Below are 16977 nucleotides of genomic sequence, written 5' to 3' on the forward strand. Positions count from 1 at the left end.
GGAAAATCCGTTTGGAACTAAGAAAGAAAGCAGGGAATAATCCACCTTTCAATAATTCAGAAAAATCTGTTGCACCCTATAATTTTCCAACATATAATTAAGAAACTGCAAAAAAAGCAGGGGGATAAGGGAGAGAAAAAGAATGGCCATTGACTTGCAAGCACAAGAAATCCAAACTGCCGAACAAATGATTCGAGCCATTCGCGGGCTATGGGACGGGCGTTCCATCAAACGGCTTCGCGAGTGGCTTGGGGACATTGAAACGGAAGAAGAATACTACCGGCTGATGCGGCTTGCCGATGAAGCGGATTTATACAATTACAGCAATCTGTTGGCGACCCATGCTTACAAGCGTTTCGGAACTTTGCGTCCGTTTGCCTGGCATTGCGGCCGGCTGCTTGAAAACGGAAGAAGCCTGGAAGCGGAGGAAAAGATGCTAGGCCGCCTGCAAGGGGCAGCTGCTTCCACTTACAAAGTGGAGGAACTCGCTTCCGCCCATCAATTGCTGGTGCGTGTTTTTTGCCAGTTAAACCGGCTGCCGGAAGCGAAAGAACAATTGGCCAAAATCGAACAAGTGCGGGGGTCCGTATGGCCGGATTTGACCGGCTACTACTATATGCACAGCGGGGAATGGGACAAAGCCGAACAGGTGCTAAAAAAGGCGATGATCGAGGAATCAACGGACCGGGACAGCTTCGCCCGCCTGTTTTATGCAGACGTCTTGTCAATGGTCGGCCGGCAAGCCGAATCGTTGGCTGTGCTTGAAGAAGGCGATGCCTTGGAGGAGGACAGCTGGGCCTATGAGACGGAACAAGTGAGCCGGCTGTTCCACCTGGAACGCTATGTGGATGTACTGCGTATAATGGACAACTTTAATGAAAAAAATCCTTTCCACGTCCACCGGGATCATTTTTCCTATTTGAAAGCGGTGTGTTTATATCGGCTTGAGCAATGGGACGATCTGGAGTCGTGGGTTGGCGAGCACCGCGAACTGTTGAAAGACAGCATCTATGGCAAAGCCGAGATTCGCCGGGACGAAAAACAGGTTCTGCTGAAAACTACGCCGAAAGTCCAGAAGATGAATTATTGTGTGCCGGCTTCGTTATCGCTCATGCTGGAAGTGTACGGCAAGGACATCGGACAGGACGAAATCGCTTCCCATGTTTTTGATGTGACCGGCACCAAACTCCGGACGACGATGAAATACATGGAATCGCTTGGACTCCATGCCCGGTATTTTAAAGGCAACGTTGCGCTTTACAAGCAGTTTATCGATGCGGGTGTGCCGATCCTCCTCAGCATGATGATTGAGAACAGTGCCCATGTCCAAGTGGTCGTCGGCTATGATGACCGGCTGCAAGGGCTCATCATTCAGGACCCGAACGATCTGGCACCGTATTTATTGCCTTATGCCGACGTACAGAAAACCTACCGGATGTCCGATGCGCTTAGCATGGTGTTTATGGAAGAAGAACAGAAACACCTCCTAAACTCACTGGATGAAAATGAACACCGCTTTTTCACGGAGCTGTATGAATTTCTGGAGGATGAAGAAGGCGAAGTGGAAGAAAGCGATGCGTTCCTGGCGTTTTTGACTGCTCATCTCGAGGAGCGCTATGCAGCCGTCATCGGCTTGTCTTCGCTATTTACCGACCGTGCCAAAGCCCTGCATCCCCAGTGGCTGGAGCGGCTGTATTCAGAATTTGGCAATGAAGATGCAGAGGTGGCTTTGTTGGCTGCCCATATGCACTTTGTCAGCGACCAACTGCCGGAAGCCTTGCGATGCTTGGAACACGTGGAGACAAAAACCAGTCCGTACGCGCAGTACTTGAAAGGCGCCATTTTGATGAAACAGGACGCTTTTGACAAAGCCGTTCCTTTATTGAAACGCTCCATTGAAATGGATCCCGTCCAGCCCGATGCCTATAGCCGGCTTGCCCGCTGTTATACGGAAATGGGCAAGGTCTATCAGGCGTTTAAGTGGTCCAGCATCGCACTTGACCAGCTGCCAAGCAGCGTGTCCGTCCAAATCAACCACGCCTTGATCCAATCCGAATCCGGTGCGCATGAAAAAGCATTGGAACGCTTCCGCAAACTGGCCGAAAGCGAGCCGGAAGACGAATTCTTCATTTACCAGGTGGGCTGTTGCCTGCAGCAGTTAGGCCGGGACGCCGAGGCGCTTGATGCGTTCAAGCGGTCGATCAGATTGGAGTCCGGTGAACCGTTCCCGTATTTGCGGATGGCGGAAATCCATATGGAAGCGGGAAATTGGGCGGAAGCGAAAAAGGCGCTCGACGAAGGCATCGCAAGTACTGCTACGCATGACGTTCTGCATATGTACCTCGGGCACGTCGCCATGGAACAAAAAGAGTATTCAAAAGCGGAAGCGGAATACCGGAAAGCGCTGGAACTGGATCCTAAAGATTTGTTTGCGGTATCGCACATCGCCCATGTCTTGATCAAACAGGAACGTTATTTGGAAGCGCACAACTGGATTGAGGGTTATGCCAAAGAGGGCGATGCCGGCTTTTATATCCGAACCGCTTCCCTGTTGTGGGAAGAATGGGCAGATCATTCCGGCAAAGCAAAGGCGCTCAGCCTGCTTGAAGAAGGGCTTTCCGACAGAGAACGGGACGGCTTTCATGATTTGGCCATCAAATATGCCGAATTCGGGGAGGAAGCGCCGTTGCACCGGACGCGGGTACTGGAACACATTCAAGCCTTGCGCGAAGCGCACCCCGATGAAATTCTTTTGTGCCTGGAAGGCGAACTGCACGAAGAAGCTGAAAACCACCGCTATGCACGCAAGCTTTACAAGCAGGCGCTTGACTTTGCCGACTATGCACCGGCATATTACCGTCTCGGCCTCTTGGAAGAAAAGCGGGAGAAAAATGAACAGGCCATCTTGAACTACCGCCGCTGCATCGAGGTGGATCCGAGCTTTAGCGCCGCCCATACAGCGATGATGCGGGCATATACGGCGAGCGGCAAGACGGAACAGGCTTTCACCGAAGCGCTGCATGTATTGGAGCATGATCCGCAGGAAGCTGATTTTGAAGAGTTGTTTGCGTTGGCGGATTCCGAACAAGCGGTTCAAACGATTGCCGGAACTTTAATGAAAATATCCGAAAAAGTGCCGGAAGAATGGCTGCTTTCAGCAAAAGCACATGTTGCCGAAAAAGAAGGCCGATTGAAAGAAGCGGACGCCTTGTTTCTGGAGGCGAAAGCGACAAACGGCGCACATGCTTCTTATTTTGACCACGTTGAGTTCTGTGAGCGCCAAGGCGACTTTAAACGCGCAGCGATGCTGCTGGAAGAAATGATCGCCGAACATCCGGAGATTGTCGGGCTGTACGAAAAATACGTTTTGATGCTCAGCCGAATCGGCAAAACAGCAGAAATCGAAAAACGTCTGAAACGGCTGCTTTCCGGAGAAGACCTGGCGATGGCGAAAGTGCACAGTGCGCAATTTTTGGCGCAGTGGTTCGAAGAAGCCGAACAGGAAGAGCCGAAAGGGATGCTGAACAAATTGCGGCACAATGCACGGTCGCTGCGCACCATTACGCAGATTATTTCCTTGTACGAAGAAGCCATCAAGCGCTTGCCGGACAACGAAATGCCGGTCCTGCAGTTGGCCTCGCTCTACCTGTCACGCGATATGGCCAAAGAAGCGGTTGATGAGCTGAAGCCATTTGTGGAACGCACCGGAAACTACGAGGCGTCGCTTTTATTGATTCAAGCGACGCTTCAGCTGGCGGATGAAAAAGAGTCGTATAAGCTGGCGAGATCGGCTGCAGTTGCAGCACGGAAGCTTCACGAGCAACAGCCATCCGATACCCGCGTCCTGCTTTTGCGCGGCGAAGCCTTGGCGGTGATCGATGAAACCAAAAAAGCACGGGAACAGTTTGAAGAAGTGATTCGGTTGGAGCCTTTCTATGCAGAAGGCTATATCCGCCTGCTGCATTTGCTGGCTGAACGGCGCCCGGGCGAAGTGCCGGCGTTTAAAGACCGCTTGCCGGAACAACTGAAAGACCATGAGTGGATCCGGTTAAACCTCGGCATGGCGTATATAGATGTGGAGGAAGCAGCGCTCGCTCAGGAAATCCTGCTGTCATTGATCGAAGACGAGGACGATTATTTGCCGGCTTACTACGAACTGGCGCGCAGCGAAATGCTGCTGGGCCAAAAACAAGCCGCTGTCACGCATTTTTCGCAGCTTTTGAAACGGGAAGAAGGCAGGCATTACCTCTTTGTCGCTGCTGAAGAGCCGGCGTTTGAAGACGTGTTGGAACAACTTGAAGCCTTGTCTGCGGAATATGCTTAATTAACATACAAAGAAATCGATTTGGAATAAAGCCGCAAAGCCGCTCAATAAAACTTGAGCAGCTTTGCGGTTTTCTTTTCCTTAATACGCATTCTTATTTTTTTCGTTTCTAAAGCGCTTACATGAAAATTCGGCAGTTTTTCCGTTACAAAGCGTGTTACGCTGAACAAGGATACTTAAAAGAGAATTTGTGTTGAAAGGTTTTGATCTCCATGTTGCATAACCCTACCGGAAAAGCCCGCCTCGGCCTGGCTTTTCTCCTCGCCATGCTTGGCATTTTGGCTCCCCTGAATATTGACATGTACTTGCCGAGTTTCCCTGGCATCGCCGGCGATTTAAACGCGTCGGCTTCACTCGTGCAGTTGAGCTTGACGACTTGCCTGATTGGCCTCGCAGTAGGCCAAATCGTCGTCGGGCCGATCAGCGATGCACAGGGCAGAAGAAAGCCGCTTTTAATTGCCATTTCTTTGTTTGTGCTGTCGTCGATTCTGTGTGCACTCGCTCCGTCGATCGAGATGCTTATCGTGGCCCGCTTTCTTCAAGGCTTCACCGCTTCGGCCGGCGTCGTTTTGTCTCGTGCTGTAGTGCGGGATGTCTTTAGCGGCAAAGAGCTGACGAAATTCTATTCGCTGCTGATGGTCATCAATTCGGTTGCGCCGCTCGCGGCCCCGCTTGCCGGCGGCGCCATCCTTGCGCTGCCGTTTGCCAACTGGCAGACCATCTTTTATTTCCTGGCGTTTCTTGGCGTTTTGATTGTCGCAACCATTGGGTTAAAATTGCCTGAGACCTTGCCCGTTGATAAACGGATTCCGAGTTCCATCGGCGAGTCCATCCGGACGATGCTTAGCCTGTTAAAAGACCGTTCCTACACGGGCTATACGCTCATCGCCGGATTTGTCCACGGCGGCAGTTTTGCCTATGTGGCGGGAACGCCGTTTGTGTACCAGGGAATTTACGGCGTGTCGCCGCAAGTGTTCAGTGTTCTCTTTGGCATAAACGGCATTGCCATCATATTGGGCAGCTACTTGATTGGGCGGTTTGGCGGCATCGTGCCGGAAAAGCGCATGCTGCAAATTGCGGTTACTGTGGCCGGCGCGGCAACTTTTGTGCTGCTGCTTGCGACCATTGTGCAAGGGCCGCTCGCGACGATTGTCATTCCAATCTTCATCTATATGATCACCATCGGCATGATTTTGACAAGTTCGTTTACGCTCGCGATGCGCGAACAAGGCCACCGGGCGGGCAGTGCCAGTGCGGTCATCGGCATGCTGCCGCTGTTGGTCGGAGCCGCAGTTTCGCCGTTGGTCGGCATCGACGAAAGCACGGCTGTGCCAATGGGAGCGATTTTATTCGCCACTTCACTGATCGGCTTAATCGCATTTTATTCTTTGCCTAAACAAAAGGAAGAAATGCATCGGTAATAGACAAAAGAGCAATCGCCTTTTTAGCGATTGCTCTTTTTGATGTTTTGAAAGCTTATTCCACAATCAGCGCATCGAGCAGTTCCTGCGGGGTGTGCACGATAAATTTCGGGCGTTCCTTTTCAATCAATTCAAAACCGTCCAGCCCCCAGCTGACCCAGGCGAACGGCACAGCTACTTTGTTGCAGGCCACAATGTCCCGCACTTCGTCGCCGACATACAGCAATTGGGCGGGGGTAACGTTCTGCTGCTTCATGTATTTCCGGATGACTGTGTCCTTGCCGAAAATGCGGCTCGACGTCAGCACTTGCGACACCGTCTCGATGCCTTCCTGCTTTAAAAACAATTCAATGTTTTCTTTGGCATTGGATGAAATGATGACGATGCGGTAGCCGTTATGGGCCAATGCATCGAGCATTTCCTTGATGCCGTCAAACAGCGCCACTTCGTTCATATGGGTTTTGAAATACTGGTAAACTTTCGGCAAGATGACGGGAATTTTGTGCATCGGAAAGCCGTACTTTTTAGCGCGCTGCTGAATCGTTAAGTTGCGGGAAGCCGCCAAGTCTTTCTCGCTGACCGGAAGGTAATTGAACTGTCCGGCGTACGTATTCCACGCCTGCATAAAAAGCGGCATGGAATCAGCTAACGTGCCGTCAAAATCAAAAATGATTGTTGTCATAGGCCAACCTCTTTCCAATAAAAGTTAAAAGATTCGTTGCTGTTAAGTATAATCTGTAACCCAAATGATGCCAACTTCTATCTCTTTGGCGACGCATGGAAAAGGAAGCGAAAAAGGTATTTTCGAGTGGATTTTCACCCTGTTTTTCAGCCAATTCTGTTAAAATGAAAATATCTTAGGATTCCTAATTAATAGCATTTTAAAAAAGTCAGGAGGATTCCAATGGACACCACTAAAAAAGTCAGCTTTATCGTTCCTGTCTACAATGCTGAAAGGTATTTAGAGAAAAGCATCAACAGCATCCTCCACCAAACCCATCCCCATATCGAACTCATTCTTGTAAACGACGGGTCTACGGACAGCAGCGGAAAGATTTGTGAGCAGTACGCAAAACAGGATAACCGGGTAAACGTAATCCATCAGCCAAATGCCGGCCCGTCGGCAGCGCGAAACCGCGGAATCGCAGAAGCAAGCGGCACATATATCCAGTTTGCGGACTCGGATGATTTTATCGATCAACATATGACGCGCCGTCTGGTGCAGGCGATGGAGGGCGGCAGTGAGCTGGCCATATGCGGGTACCAAAAAATCCTGATGCGCGGAGACCATATCATCAAATCAGAAATCTACCGCATTCCGCAAAAGGGCAATTTTACAAAAGAACAATTTTTAGTGCATTTCGGGGAATTGTACCAGTACTACTACATCCACTTTAATTGGAACAAGCTGTACGATGCACAGCTTTTAAAAGATTCAGGACTGGCATTTGACCTCGATGTGAATTGGGGAGAGGATCTGCTGTTTAATCTGCGGTATATCGATAAATGCCAAAACATCAGTCTCCTTCCCGATGCGTTCTATTACTACATCGATTCCAATGCCGCGTCCATCACGAGCCAGTTCCGCGCGGATCTCTATACCAATATGCAATTGATGCAAGGAGCGGTAAAGGCGTTTCTGCAAAAAAACAATGCGTATGCCGGCAAGAACAAAGTCCTGTTTGAAAACTTTTATACATCCCGCGTCATGACTTGTTTCTGGAATTTGTTTCATCCAAGCAGTACGCTGACGCCGGATCTGGCAAAAAAACAGATGGGCGAAATCATCCATAATGAATGGCTCCATAAACGGGACAGTTATTTTCAGTCAGGCAATTTCGAGAAGAGGTTGATTGGAACCTTGATCAAGCGGCAAGCGGTCGGTGCCTTGTACCGCTATTATTCGTTGAAAAGCCTTGTAAAAAGAAGACTGCTGCCAAAAGAAAAGAAATGGGTATGATGGGCAGATGAAAATTAATGATTGAACTGCGCAAGAGCGTGAATGTTGTAAAAGAGGAGTGGAGCATTTGAAAGCCATCATTAGAAAAGCGCAAAAGAAAGATATCCAGGCGATCCAGCAAGTGGCAAAAGAAAGCTGGCATGAGACTTATAAGGAATTGATCCCTGCAGCGATCCAAGACCAATTCCTGAAGCAGGCCTACTCCGATGAAACGATGGTGAAACGAATCGACCACAGCCTTTTTCTCGTAGCTGAGAGCGATTCAAATGTCATCGGCTACGCCGCCGCTTTTCAAAAAGACGGCCAAGCTGATCTCAGTGCCATCTATTTACTGCCGGAAGCAAAAGGCAATGGAATTGGAACACAGCTGCTGGAAGGTGTTCTTGAAGCATTGGACGGAGTGAAGGAACTGTACGTAGAAGTGGAAAAAGGAAATAACAGCGGCGAAACGTTTTACGCGGCAAAAGGCTTTGTCTTGGTCGATGAATACGAAGATGACTTATTCGGTTATGCGTTGCAAACAAAGAAAATGGTTCTGGTCATTTAATGAATACGCTCCGGAATAATATCTAGTCATTATTCCGGGCAGGTGAATAGCAATTATTCATAAACTGGATTTAATGAATAACGAATAACCCCTGAAACGCTTATTCAAAATGCATTTCAGGGGTTATTCGTTATTCTTCGAGGAACATTTCTTCCAGTGACGGTTCGTTGACTTCCACACGGAAGACATCCACTTGGCATTTTGTAAACGCCCGGATGATTTCAGCGATTTTCCGTTCATTGCCGACGGTCAAACTGCTGGAGGAAGCTGTCGTTTTTAAATCGCTGCCTGCTGTTTCGAGCCAGTCATACAAGTTTTCGGCTTCGCTTTCCGGAATGACGGAATGTTTGAATTTTACTTCCAGGGTGGAGCGGTAATATGAGCGCAATTCTTCCATGCTGCCTTTTTTGACAATCGCGCCATCTTTCAAGATGGCAATGGTCGAGCAAAGCTTTTCGACTTCAAATAAATTGTGGGAAGTCATGAATACGGTTTTGCCGCTTGCCTGCAAGTCCCGTATAAGCTGATGGATCTGCAGCGCGGATTCCGCATCCATGCCGGAAGTCGGCTCGTCCAGAAAGATGAGTTCCGGCTCATGGATGATGGCTTGTGCAATCCCCAGTTTTTTCTTCATGCCAAACGAGAATTTGCCGACTTTTTTGGATAGGTCCTGTTCCAGGCCGACCATTTTCAGCACCGCTTTGCACTGCGCGGTGGAAACCGGCATGCCGGAAAGCGCAGACAGGAATTTCAAATGCTTGATGGCGTTCATCGAATTGTAAAAGCTCGAGTAATCCGGCATGACGCCGATGTGTTTCTTCAGCCGCTGATTCGGCCCTTCCACACCAAGCAAAGAAAAGCAGCCGCTTGTCGGACGGATGATGCCCGTCAGCATATTGATGAACGTCGATTTCCCCGCGCCGTTGCGGCCAAGGAATCCAAAGATTTCTCCTCGTTCGACCACTAGATCGATGCCATGGATAACCGGTGTCGACCCGTATGATTTTTTCAGGTTTTTCGTTTCAATGACGTTCATTAACATTCCCTCCTATTGAACAATGCGAGTGCGGCCGCAAGTACCAGTCCCGCCAACCCGAAAATGACTAAAAATGAATAATCATCGTTGATCAAATAATAATAAGGGCTGACAAACTTTAACCAGGAAACCCATAAGTTATTAGTGAAGGCGACCCATACGCCAAGAATCGGCAAGGCGATTCCGAGTAAGACACCGAGAAACATCGTATAAGACGGCTTAGGAATCAGGACCGACAAGAGGACGGCCAAAGCAATTTGGAACGTCACGAGCGTGATGGTTTGCGAAAAGATGAACAGGTCGATTTTTAAAGAAAACAAACTGATGATGAGAAATGAAATCAAAATGCACACGAACCAAAACAACCAGATGCCTAAATATTTTCCAAGCACAATCGAAATTCTGGAAGTCCGGGTAACCAAAAACCGCATCGTGCGTTCATGAAGCTCCCGGTTGATGGTGTCATGCGACAAGCCCATCACGAACAATTGGCCGAAGCCGACCAATAAAAAGAGCAGTCCCGCCGTATGGACATCTTCCGCTTCACTCGCCGTCAGCCCGGCACCAACCGTCAGCAGATCGGAAAACTTTGCGGAATAATAGGACGTGACGAGCAAAAGGGCAATTATGAGCAGCGACATGATGCTTTTGAACAAACTTGAAAACTCTTTTTTGCCAATGGCGAACATCGACTTTCCTCCGTTTCATAACGTGCATGTATTTCTGAAGCTGACTTTAGTATAAATGCCTTAGCTTAAGTGAATGAAACCTGTTCCTTAATTTTTCCTTAATTCCGCTTTTTCCCTTTTTGGAATGATATGATAATTTACATGAAAACGGTAAAGAAAGGATTTTTACGATGCATGAACCTCACTTATTAATTGTAGATGATGAACCCGCCATTTTACATATGCTGACAACGATTTTAACAAAAGAAGGCTTTCGTTCAATTGATACGGCGGGATCTGCCGAAGAAGCGCTGGCGCTCTCTAAGCAAACGGCATACGATTTGATCCTGCTCGATGTCACGCTACCCGAGCGCAGCGGTTTTGACATCTGTCCGTTGATCCGGGAAACGACGGATGCTTCCATCTTTTTCTTGACTGCCCGGTCGTCGGATTTGGACAAACTGTCGGGCTTTGCGGTTGGGGCGGACGATTACATCACCAAGCCCTTCAATCCCCTGGAAGTGGCGGCGCGCGTGAAAGCCCATCTAAGGCGCCGAAGCGGCAAAAACCCGGCCCAAACCCAACAGACGATTTACAGCGCCGGCCCGTTGTACATCAACACACAGTCTGCGGAAGTGAAGCTCGTTGGCAAGCCGGTGGACCTGCCTGCACAAGTGTACCAGCTGTTGCTGTTTTTCTGCCGCCACCCCAATCAGCTGTTCAGCAAAAGCCAATTGTACGAAAACGTCTGGGGTGAAGAATTTCTGGGCGAGGACAATACGGTGATGGTCCATATCCGAAAGCTGCGCGAGAAAATTGAACAGGACCCCAGCAGTCCGAAACTGATTGTGACGGTGCGGGGTCTGGGTTATAAATTTGTGCCGGCAGGTAGCCTATGAATCTGCACAAGCGCTTTCTGCTGCAATTTTTCACTCAGCTTCTTTTGTTGTCAGCGGTTTTCCTGGTGACCATCCTGGCCATTTGGGCCATTATCGGATTTTCGCTGACAGAACAGGATGCCCGCCAAGATCTTGCCAAAGCCGAAAGTTCCTACTTTACCGGCAAAATATCGGTTGACGGAAAAAACGTATCCATCGATCCGGAGTTAAAAGAACTGGCCAAGCGACAAAATGGCCAGCTCCTCGTGGTGGATGCAGAAGGATATGTCCTTGATTCTTTCCAGGCGCCGGAACAAACGCCTTCCCGGATGAAGGCAAACGAATTGGCGGCATGGCTTCTCGGGACGGATTCGGCAGGCAAAGAACGCGCTTATTGGAAACTGGAATACTTTGATGAGGATCCGCTGTATTTATTGTTCGAAAAAGAAAACAAAGCAGCGGGCTTAACGGCCGCTTTGGAACCCGGTGTGGATTGGGGCCAAAAGCAACTCGGTTTGACCGCGGACATGGAAAAGAAGCTGCAGGCGGAAAACGCTTGGGTCCAGCTTGTTGATGCAAATGGAGAAGTGGTGGACCGCTTCGGGGAAGAGGCGCCCGAGCTTTCTGAATCGATGGACGGACTGGACCGGCTGGCCGCGGAATGGCCGATGGCGTCCGTAACGGTGGATGAAGTGACCCAGACCGCTTTATATGTCGGAGTTGCCGAAACGCCTTCCTCTTTATTGGAGGACAGTTTTGCCGACCGCAAGCTCATTTACGTTTTTCTTCTGCTGCTTTTGCCTTTAGTCATCGGCACGTTTTGGTATGCCCGGAAGTTCGGCATGCCGCTTTTGGTCATGATGCAGTGGATCCAAAACCTCGGCAGCCGCCAATACGAAGCGCCGCAGGATGCAAGCGGCCAGCCGGCCCTCTACACCAAAAAAGGCAAGCTGAAGCGGAAATACCGGCTGTACAAGGATTTGATTGAGACGTTAGAGCAATTGACCGATACCTTAAAGCAGCACAAAGTGCAGCGCCGCGAACTCAATCAGACGCGCGAAGACTGGATCAGCGGACTGTCGCATGATCTCAAGACGCCGCTGTCTTCCATTTCAGGCTATGCTCAATTGCTGGAAGCTGAAAATTACGAATGGTCCACTACCGAAGTAAAAGAGTTTGCCGGCATCATCCATGAAAAATCGGGGTATATGATGGAACTGCTGGAAGACTTGACCTTAACGTTCCGCTTGAAAAACAACGCCTTGCCGCTTTCGAAAGAGCCGGTGGAACTGAACGAATTCATGCGCCGCACCATCATACAATTCATTAATGAACCGGCGAACGCTGCTTTTGAATTTGATTTCCAGCCGGCTGCACGGTCCATTGTGGCTGAAATCGATCCGAAATGGTTCCAGCGCATCGTCGACAATTTGATTGCCAATGCCGTAAAGTACAATCCGCCGGGAACGATGATCACCGTTTCTTTGTCAACGATCGAGCAGCATTTATTCATCGTCCGAATTGAAGACGACGGTACCGGCATGGACCCAAAGATGCTCAACAAGCTGTTCGAGCGCTATTACCGCGGATCGAACACCGTGGATTCCGGAAACGGCTCCGGCCTTGGCATGGCAATCACGAAGCAATTGGTTGGGCTGCACGGCGGCTCGATCAAAGTAACTAGTGAATCTGGAAGCGGCACAACGGTGCGGCTCATGGTGCCGATGCAATAAATTTTTAAATTTTCTTGATTAGGGAATCTGCCGTGGTAAGGTAATGAAAATTTATACAGCGAAACACAGTGAAGAGGACAGTAACTAAAACGAAGCTTCTAAGAGAGCTCTGTCTGGTGGAAAGGGGCAAGCGATGTTTTGGCCAAACAAGCTTTCGAATTTTGCACCGGAACTGGATTCAAAAATAATACCGCGACAGGAAAGTCCCACCTCCAAGACAGTTGTCTTAGGAGGCGGGACTTTTAATTTCCTTATAAGGTGTTGGATTATCCGATTAGGCGGCCTAAATTTACTTGATTGCACTGTATTAGAAGGTTCTGGCTATGACCGGGTATTAAGCAGAAGAGAATTCGTGGTTCAATAAAACAGCGCCGCAATGATATCGAATGCACCGGCGATTGCATAAAAGGCAGCACTAACGCCCAAAACCCCGGCAAGGAAATAGCCGATTAATTTAATATTATCTACAATTGCACCTACAATATCATCCATGAATTGAATCACAAGAATTCCTCCTAGGGATAGCATATATTTAAGCACTTGCCATGGTTATATCCTAACACTAACTGAAAATCTAATAAATGGAAAATTTGGCTATTAATAAAGCGGAGATTTCAGTACGATAAAGAGGGAAGTGGAGAAGGCTTTTGAATTGTCGGCTTTTAAGCAGTTTTGTCTTTTTTTCTTCCTTAAATACATCATTACATAAGTGTTATTAAAATCAAAAAACAGCAAGCAACAAAAAAAGAGAATTTAAAATAACCAAATTACAATGCCAGTACAAAGAAATGGAGGAAAAACCGCAGTGTCTTTGAAACCTGAAATTATTTTAGTCGGAACATTTCATTTTGAACAACAAGTAGAACTTATAAAAGAGCGTGAATTTGAAATTGAAAAACTAGCTGGATATCTATCTGAATTTAAACCATCTAAAATTGCTGTTGAATGGCAACAACCTTTACAAAAGGATTTAACGAAGCGCTTTTTAGAAACTGAGAAAAGCTACGGTCAAAATGAAATTGAACAAATAGGATTTCGCATAGCAAAAAAACTGAAGTTGAAAAACGTACAAGCCATCGATTATGAAGGTAACTTGACACCTGAAGACATGGAAAAGTTGTATGGTGCAATTTCTTCGCGTTATCCGGCCATTCAGAAAGAACTTGCTGATTTTTCGGAAAAAGATGCTCAAATGGATGAGGCTGTCTCGCTTTATGCCATTTTTGAGAGTTTGAATAATCCGTCGCAGCTATCCGTATTGGAAAGGATTTATCTTTCATTTATCTCGGTCGCAGAGAACGAAGAATATATCGGCGCTGAATTTCTCCGAAAATGGAATTGGCGGGAACTCATGATTTTTAAACATGTGGTTGATGTGATTGACTCTCCTAAGGAACGAGTTTTGCTTTTAATCGGCCGTGATCATCTATGGAGTTTGAAAAAGCTTTTTGAAGGTCGGGGTTACCGAGTGATTAATCCATTCGCTGCTTCTTTAGAGGTGAATGAAATCAATGATCATCAAACGAATTGATTTAGAAACACAGCGGGAAATTTTAATACAATTTCGAAAAGATTCTTTTGCCGTTAGTTTTGGTTCCACTCAAGAATTTGGAGATGAAGAAGATTACCTCAAGTGGGTGGCTGCAAAATCCCTTCAATTTCCGGACGGATTTATGGTAGTTATGGAAGATGAACGACCAATCGGCCAACTTGAACTAACACTTACCGTATATGAAGAGCGAAGTATTGGATATGTAAACTTGTATTATTTGATTCCAGATAAAAGAGGTCTCGGTTTAGGGAAAACTTTACATGAATATGCTTTGAACTTTTTTATAGAAAACGGGGTTAAGGAATACCATCTTCGTGTTTCTCCTTCAAATTTGCCGGCTCTTTCGTTTTATCGGAATGCTGGAATGGAAGAAATCGGTTTAGAGCTTGGCGGAAAAGTAATTCGAATGAGGGGTTTCCTGGCGTAAGAACTTCTGTCTAAGAAAAAACTAATCGATAAATGAGGAGTGGGAAAATGGACGCAGCATTAGATAAAGCGATTCGATTACGGGAGGCTGGAAAGTTCGAAGAGTCCAAAGAGATTTTGCTCGGATTGGCAAAGGCGCATCCTGATTTTCCCTATATTCAATATCAATGTGCGTGGAGTTTAGATCTATTAGGCGAGGAATCCAGAGCTGTTGCTTATTATGAACGAGCAATCGGTCTTGGATTAGCCGGCAACGAATTAGAAGGTGCATTGCTTGGTCTCGGAAGCACTTACCGGACACTTGGTGCATATCAAAAATCAAAAGAGGTCTTCTTGAAAGGTATTGCGCTTTTCCCGGAGAATAAAGCGATTCAAACATTTTACGCCATGACTTTATTCAATCTTGAAGAACATGGAACTGCAATGCAGTTGCTGCTTGAATGCTTAATTGAAACGACTCGTGATGAAGAGATATTTAAATACAAAAATGCCATTCGGTTTTATTCGGATAAGTTAAATGAAGTTTGGGAATGAAAATGCTCAGGTAGTAGGAGCGAATAATGTGGCAGCAAAATCCAGGAGTTTGTAAAACAGGCGCTCTCCCAAACAATCTCTAATGGCTGAACCCATTGGATTTCCTGAACTTTACTAAGATGGGAGTTTCGAAAAATGAACAGATACATCATCATGACGGTCGGGAAAACCCATAGCGGAAAAACAACATTCGCAAACGAATTGGAAAAGAAATTGGTGAATGCCGTAGTCATTGATCAGGACAGTCACGCAGAGTTTCTCCAGTTGCAATATCCGCGTTTAGTGCCTAGTGACGGTCCAAATCTTCTGAAATACGCCTTGACCCGGGCCGTTGTTGATTATGCAGTGAACGAAACGGATTGCCACCTCATTTTGAGCAATTCAAACCTCAAGATGAACAGCCGCAGAGCGCTACTTGAGGAATTTCACAGCAAAGGCTTCACGAGCATACTCGTTCATTTGAATATCCCGGATTCTGTCCTTAGGGAACGAGTGGCAGCAAGCACCCGCTCTACAAATATCCTGCGGACCGCCGCTTCTTTTAAAGAAGTGCTGGACGGGCAACAGACAGAGGCCATTGCCCTTTCGGAAAGTGAAGCAGATGTCTTGATTACCATTATTCAGACCGATGAAACGGCAAACGCCATCCGGCGAGTTGTTGAAATCGTTAAGGGAGAGGAAGAATAAATGAATAAAGTGGAGAGCGCATGACAATCTTTTTTTAAAAAATGAATCAAAAAGAAATAGCAAGCTGGAACAAAGCGGCCATTACCGGATTTTATGCCATGGTGCTGCTGCTAATCGCAGACTTGGCATATGGTGTCCTGTATGAACGCGAACTCGTTTCGAAATTCGCCATTCTATGGACCGGCATGGGGGCAGCTTTTGGTTCCGACTTGCTAGATCGGTGGATATCCGCCGCACGGGCGAACAAGGAGAATAAACCCTCCTGAGGTTTGCTTCAGTCGTTTAAGACAATGACTTGCTCGGGAAACACGCGGTCCGCGAGCCACCGTTCAATGACGCGGTTGAACAGCTCGGGTTTTGCAAAAGAAATGCCGTGGCCGATATCTGGAAAAACGATTCCCCGGCAATTCGGATTGCTTTTTAGAATTTCCGTCATCGATGCTTTCATGACGCCGCGTTCTTTCTCGCCAACTGTTACCAGGATGTCCGCCTGGGCATATTTGAAGTTCTCCGGCAGCGCAAACGACATGTTTTCTTTCAGCATGCGGGCCAATTCACGCTTTTTCATGCGGCGACTGTCGCGGTAATAAGCTTCAAAATAACTGTCTCCTATGTAAAGCGATTTCGCCTGGAGCTTCGAGAACGCTTTGTTTTTAGCCAGCGGCTGGAACAAGGCAGAAGATCGGGCGAGGGTGTTTTTAAACGGCACCGGCTTTACAAGCGCACTGTTGAGCATGGCGTAATCCACCAGGTCCAGCTTCTGGCCAATCGCGGCCAACACCACTTGCGCACCGAGCGAAAATCCGATGGCAATGACCGGCTTGTTTTGCCGCTTTTCTTCAATCAACGCAATCAGGCGCTCCGCACTTCCGGCAATTGAAAAAGCAGAGGCGTTTTCTGCACAGTTCAGTTCCGGCACCACCACGTGGTAGTTTCTAAAATGGCGGATTTGCCTGTCCCACATCCAACCGCCAACCCCGCCGCCATGCACAAAGACGACCAGCGGCGCCCGCAAATTTCCGTATTCCTGATAAGACAGCTTCATGATATTCCTCCTTTCTTTTTGAAATACATCATTTTACAATTCTGTATATTGTCATCTTCTATACATACGTTTCTTTTGGGTGAAAAGTTTCAGGAAACATCGATTATTTCCGAAAGTTTCATGCGGCAGGATTTAATTGCAAACTTTAGATACAGGTAAAATAAAA

16 protein-coding genes are annotated in these 16977 nt (G+C 47.6%); 11 read left to right on the forward strand and 5 right to left on the reverse strand.

The features are described 5' to 3' along the window. Nucleotides 1-142 precede the first annotated feature (142 nt). Together QWY22_RS09845 and QWY22_RS09850 are read left to right on the forward strand one after the other, a co-directional pair. The gene (locus QWY22_RS09845) at nucleotides 143-4324 is read left to right on the forward strand and encodes a tetratricopeptide repeat protein (protein WP_300984260.1); all 4182 of its coding nucleotides are present in this window, start codon (nucleotides 143-145) and stop codon (nucleotides 4322-4324) included. A gap of 212 nt (nucleotides 4325-4536) precedes the next feature. After that, entirely contained in the window at nucleotides 4537-5745 is a 1209-nt protein-coding gene (locus tag QWY22_RS09850; RefSeq protein ID WP_300984261.1) for a Bcr/CflA family efflux MFS transporter, read from the forward strand. A 55-nt stretch (nucleotides 5746-5800) separates the two neighbouring features. Here the strand turns inward: QWY22_RS09850 and QWY22_RS09855 are convergent, their stop codons facing one another. Further along, nucleotides 5801-6427, reverse strand: coding sequence for an HAD-IA family hydrolase (locus QWY22_RS09855; protein ID WP_300984262.1), 627 nt, complete (start codon nucleotides 6425-6427; stop codon nucleotides 5801-5803). Between the two features lie 222 nt (nucleotides 6428-6649). Between QWY22_RS09855 and QWY22_RS09860 the strand changes: the two genes are divergently transcribed. Both QWY22_RS09860 and QWY22_RS09865 read left to right on the forward strand, forming a co-directional pair. Beyond that, nucleotides 6650-7705, forward strand: a complete 1056-nt coding sequence (locus QWY22_RS09860; protein ID WP_300984263.1) for a glycosyltransferase — start codon at nucleotides 6650-6652, stop codon at nucleotides 7703-7705. Between the two features lie 67 nt (nucleotides 7706-7772). Continuing rightward, a complete protein-coding gene (locus QWY22_RS09865) occupies nucleotides 7773-8252 on the forward strand; it encodes a GNAT family N-acetyltransferase (protein ID WP_436836778.1) in 480 nt (159 codons plus the stop codon). A 130-nt stretch (nucleotides 8253-8382) separates the two neighbouring features. Here QWY22_RS09865 and QWY22_RS09870 read toward each other — a convergent pair whose 3' ends face one another. Both QWY22_RS09870 and QWY22_RS09875 read right to left on the reverse strand, forming a co-directional pair. Beyond that, nucleotides 8383-9288 carry an ABC transporter ATP-binding protein gene (locus QWY22_RS09870; protein ID WP_300984265.1) on the reverse strand — a complete coding sequence of 302 codons (906 nt, stop codon included), beginning with the start codon at nucleotides 9286-9288 and terminating at the stop codon, nucleotides 8383-8385. Further along, on the reverse strand, nucleotides 9288-9977 hold the full coding sequence (locus QWY22_RS09875) for an ABC transporter permease (RefSeq protein ID WP_300984266.1): 690 nt from the start codon (nucleotides 9975-9977) through the stop codon (nucleotides 9288-9290). The genes QWY22_RS09870 and QWY22_RS09875 overlap by 1 nt, the downstream gene beginning before the upstream one ends. Before the next feature lie 170 nt (nucleotides 9978-10147). Between QWY22_RS09875 and QWY22_RS09880 the strand changes: the two genes are divergently transcribed. Together QWY22_RS09880 and QWY22_RS09885 are read left to right on the forward strand one after the other, a co-directional pair. After that, the gene (locus tag QWY22_RS09880; RefSeq protein ID WP_300984267.1) at nucleotides 10148-10855 is read left to right on the forward strand and encodes a response regulator transcription factor; all 708 of its coding nucleotides are present in this window, start codon (nucleotides 10148-10150) and stop codon (nucleotides 10853-10855) included. Next, the gene (locus QWY22_RS09885) at nucleotides 10852-12567 is read left to right on the forward strand and encodes a sensor histidine kinase (RefSeq protein ID WP_300984268.1); all 1716 of its coding nucleotides are present in this window, start codon (nucleotides 10852-10854) and stop codon (nucleotides 12565-12567) included. Before QWY22_RS09880 ends, QWY22_RS09885 begins: the two co-directional genes overlap by 4 nt. Before the next feature lie 357 nt (nucleotides 12568-12924). Here QWY22_RS09885 and QWY22_RS09890 read toward each other — a convergent pair whose 3' ends face one another. Beyond that, nucleotides 12925-13071: a hypothetical protein gene (locus tag QWY22_RS09890; protein ID WP_300984269.1), complete on the reverse strand. Its 147-nt coding sequence runs from the start codon at nucleotides 13069-13071 to the stop codon at nucleotides 12925-12927. A gap of 301 nt (nucleotides 13072-13372) precedes the next feature. On the opposite strand from QWY22_RS09890, the gene QWY22_RS09895 reads away from it, so the two are divergent. The 5 genes from QWY22_RS09895 (at nucleotide 13373) to QWY22_RS09915 (ending at nucleotide 16032) form a co-directional block, all read left to right on the forward strand. Next, nucleotides 13373-14098, forward strand: coding sequence for a DUF5694 domain-containing protein (locus QWY22_RS09895; protein ID WP_300984270.1), 726 nt, complete (start codon nucleotides 13373-13375; stop codon nucleotides 14096-14098). After that, entirely contained in the window at nucleotides 14079-14546 is a 468-nt protein-coding gene (locus tag QWY22_RS09900) for a GNAT family N-acetyltransferase (RefSeq protein WP_300984271.1), read from the forward strand. The genes QWY22_RS09895 and QWY22_RS09900 overlap by 20 nt, the downstream gene beginning before the upstream one ends. Before the next feature lie 47 nt (nucleotides 14547-14593). Further along, nucleotides 14594-15079 carry a tetratricopeptide repeat protein gene (locus QWY22_RS09905; RefSeq protein ID WP_300984272.1) on the forward strand — a complete coding sequence of 162 codons (486 nt, stop codon included), beginning with the start codon at nucleotides 14594-14596 and terminating at the stop codon, nucleotides 15077-15079. Between the two features lie 135 nt (nucleotides 15080-15214). Beyond that, the gene (locus tag QWY22_RS09910) at nucleotides 15215-15766 is read left to right on the forward strand and encodes a P-loop nucleotide/nucleoside kinase family protein (protein ID WP_300984273.1); all 552 of its coding nucleotides are present in this window, start codon (nucleotides 15215-15217) and stop codon (nucleotides 15764-15766) included. Nucleotides 15767-15807: 41 nt separating this feature from the next. Next, on the forward strand, nucleotides 15808-16032 hold the full coding sequence (locus tag QWY22_RS09915; protein ID WP_300984274.1) for a hypothetical protein: 225 nt from the start codon (nucleotides 15808-15810) through the stop codon (nucleotides 16030-16032). Nucleotides 16033-16040: 8 nt separating this feature from the next. Here the strand turns inward: QWY22_RS09915 and QWY22_RS09920 are convergent, their stop codons facing one another. Next, nucleotides 16041-16811: an alpha/beta fold hydrolase gene (locus QWY22_RS09920; protein ID WP_300984275.1), complete on the reverse strand. Its 771-nt coding sequence runs from the start codon at nucleotides 16809-16811 to the stop codon at nucleotides 16041-16043. Nucleotides 16812-16977 lie beyond the last annotated feature (166 nt).

The organism is Planococcus liqunii (genome assembly GCF_030413595.1).
Classification (GTDB): domain Bacteria; phylum Bacillota; class Bacilli; order Bacillales_A; family Planococcaceae; genus Planococcus; species Planococcus liqunii.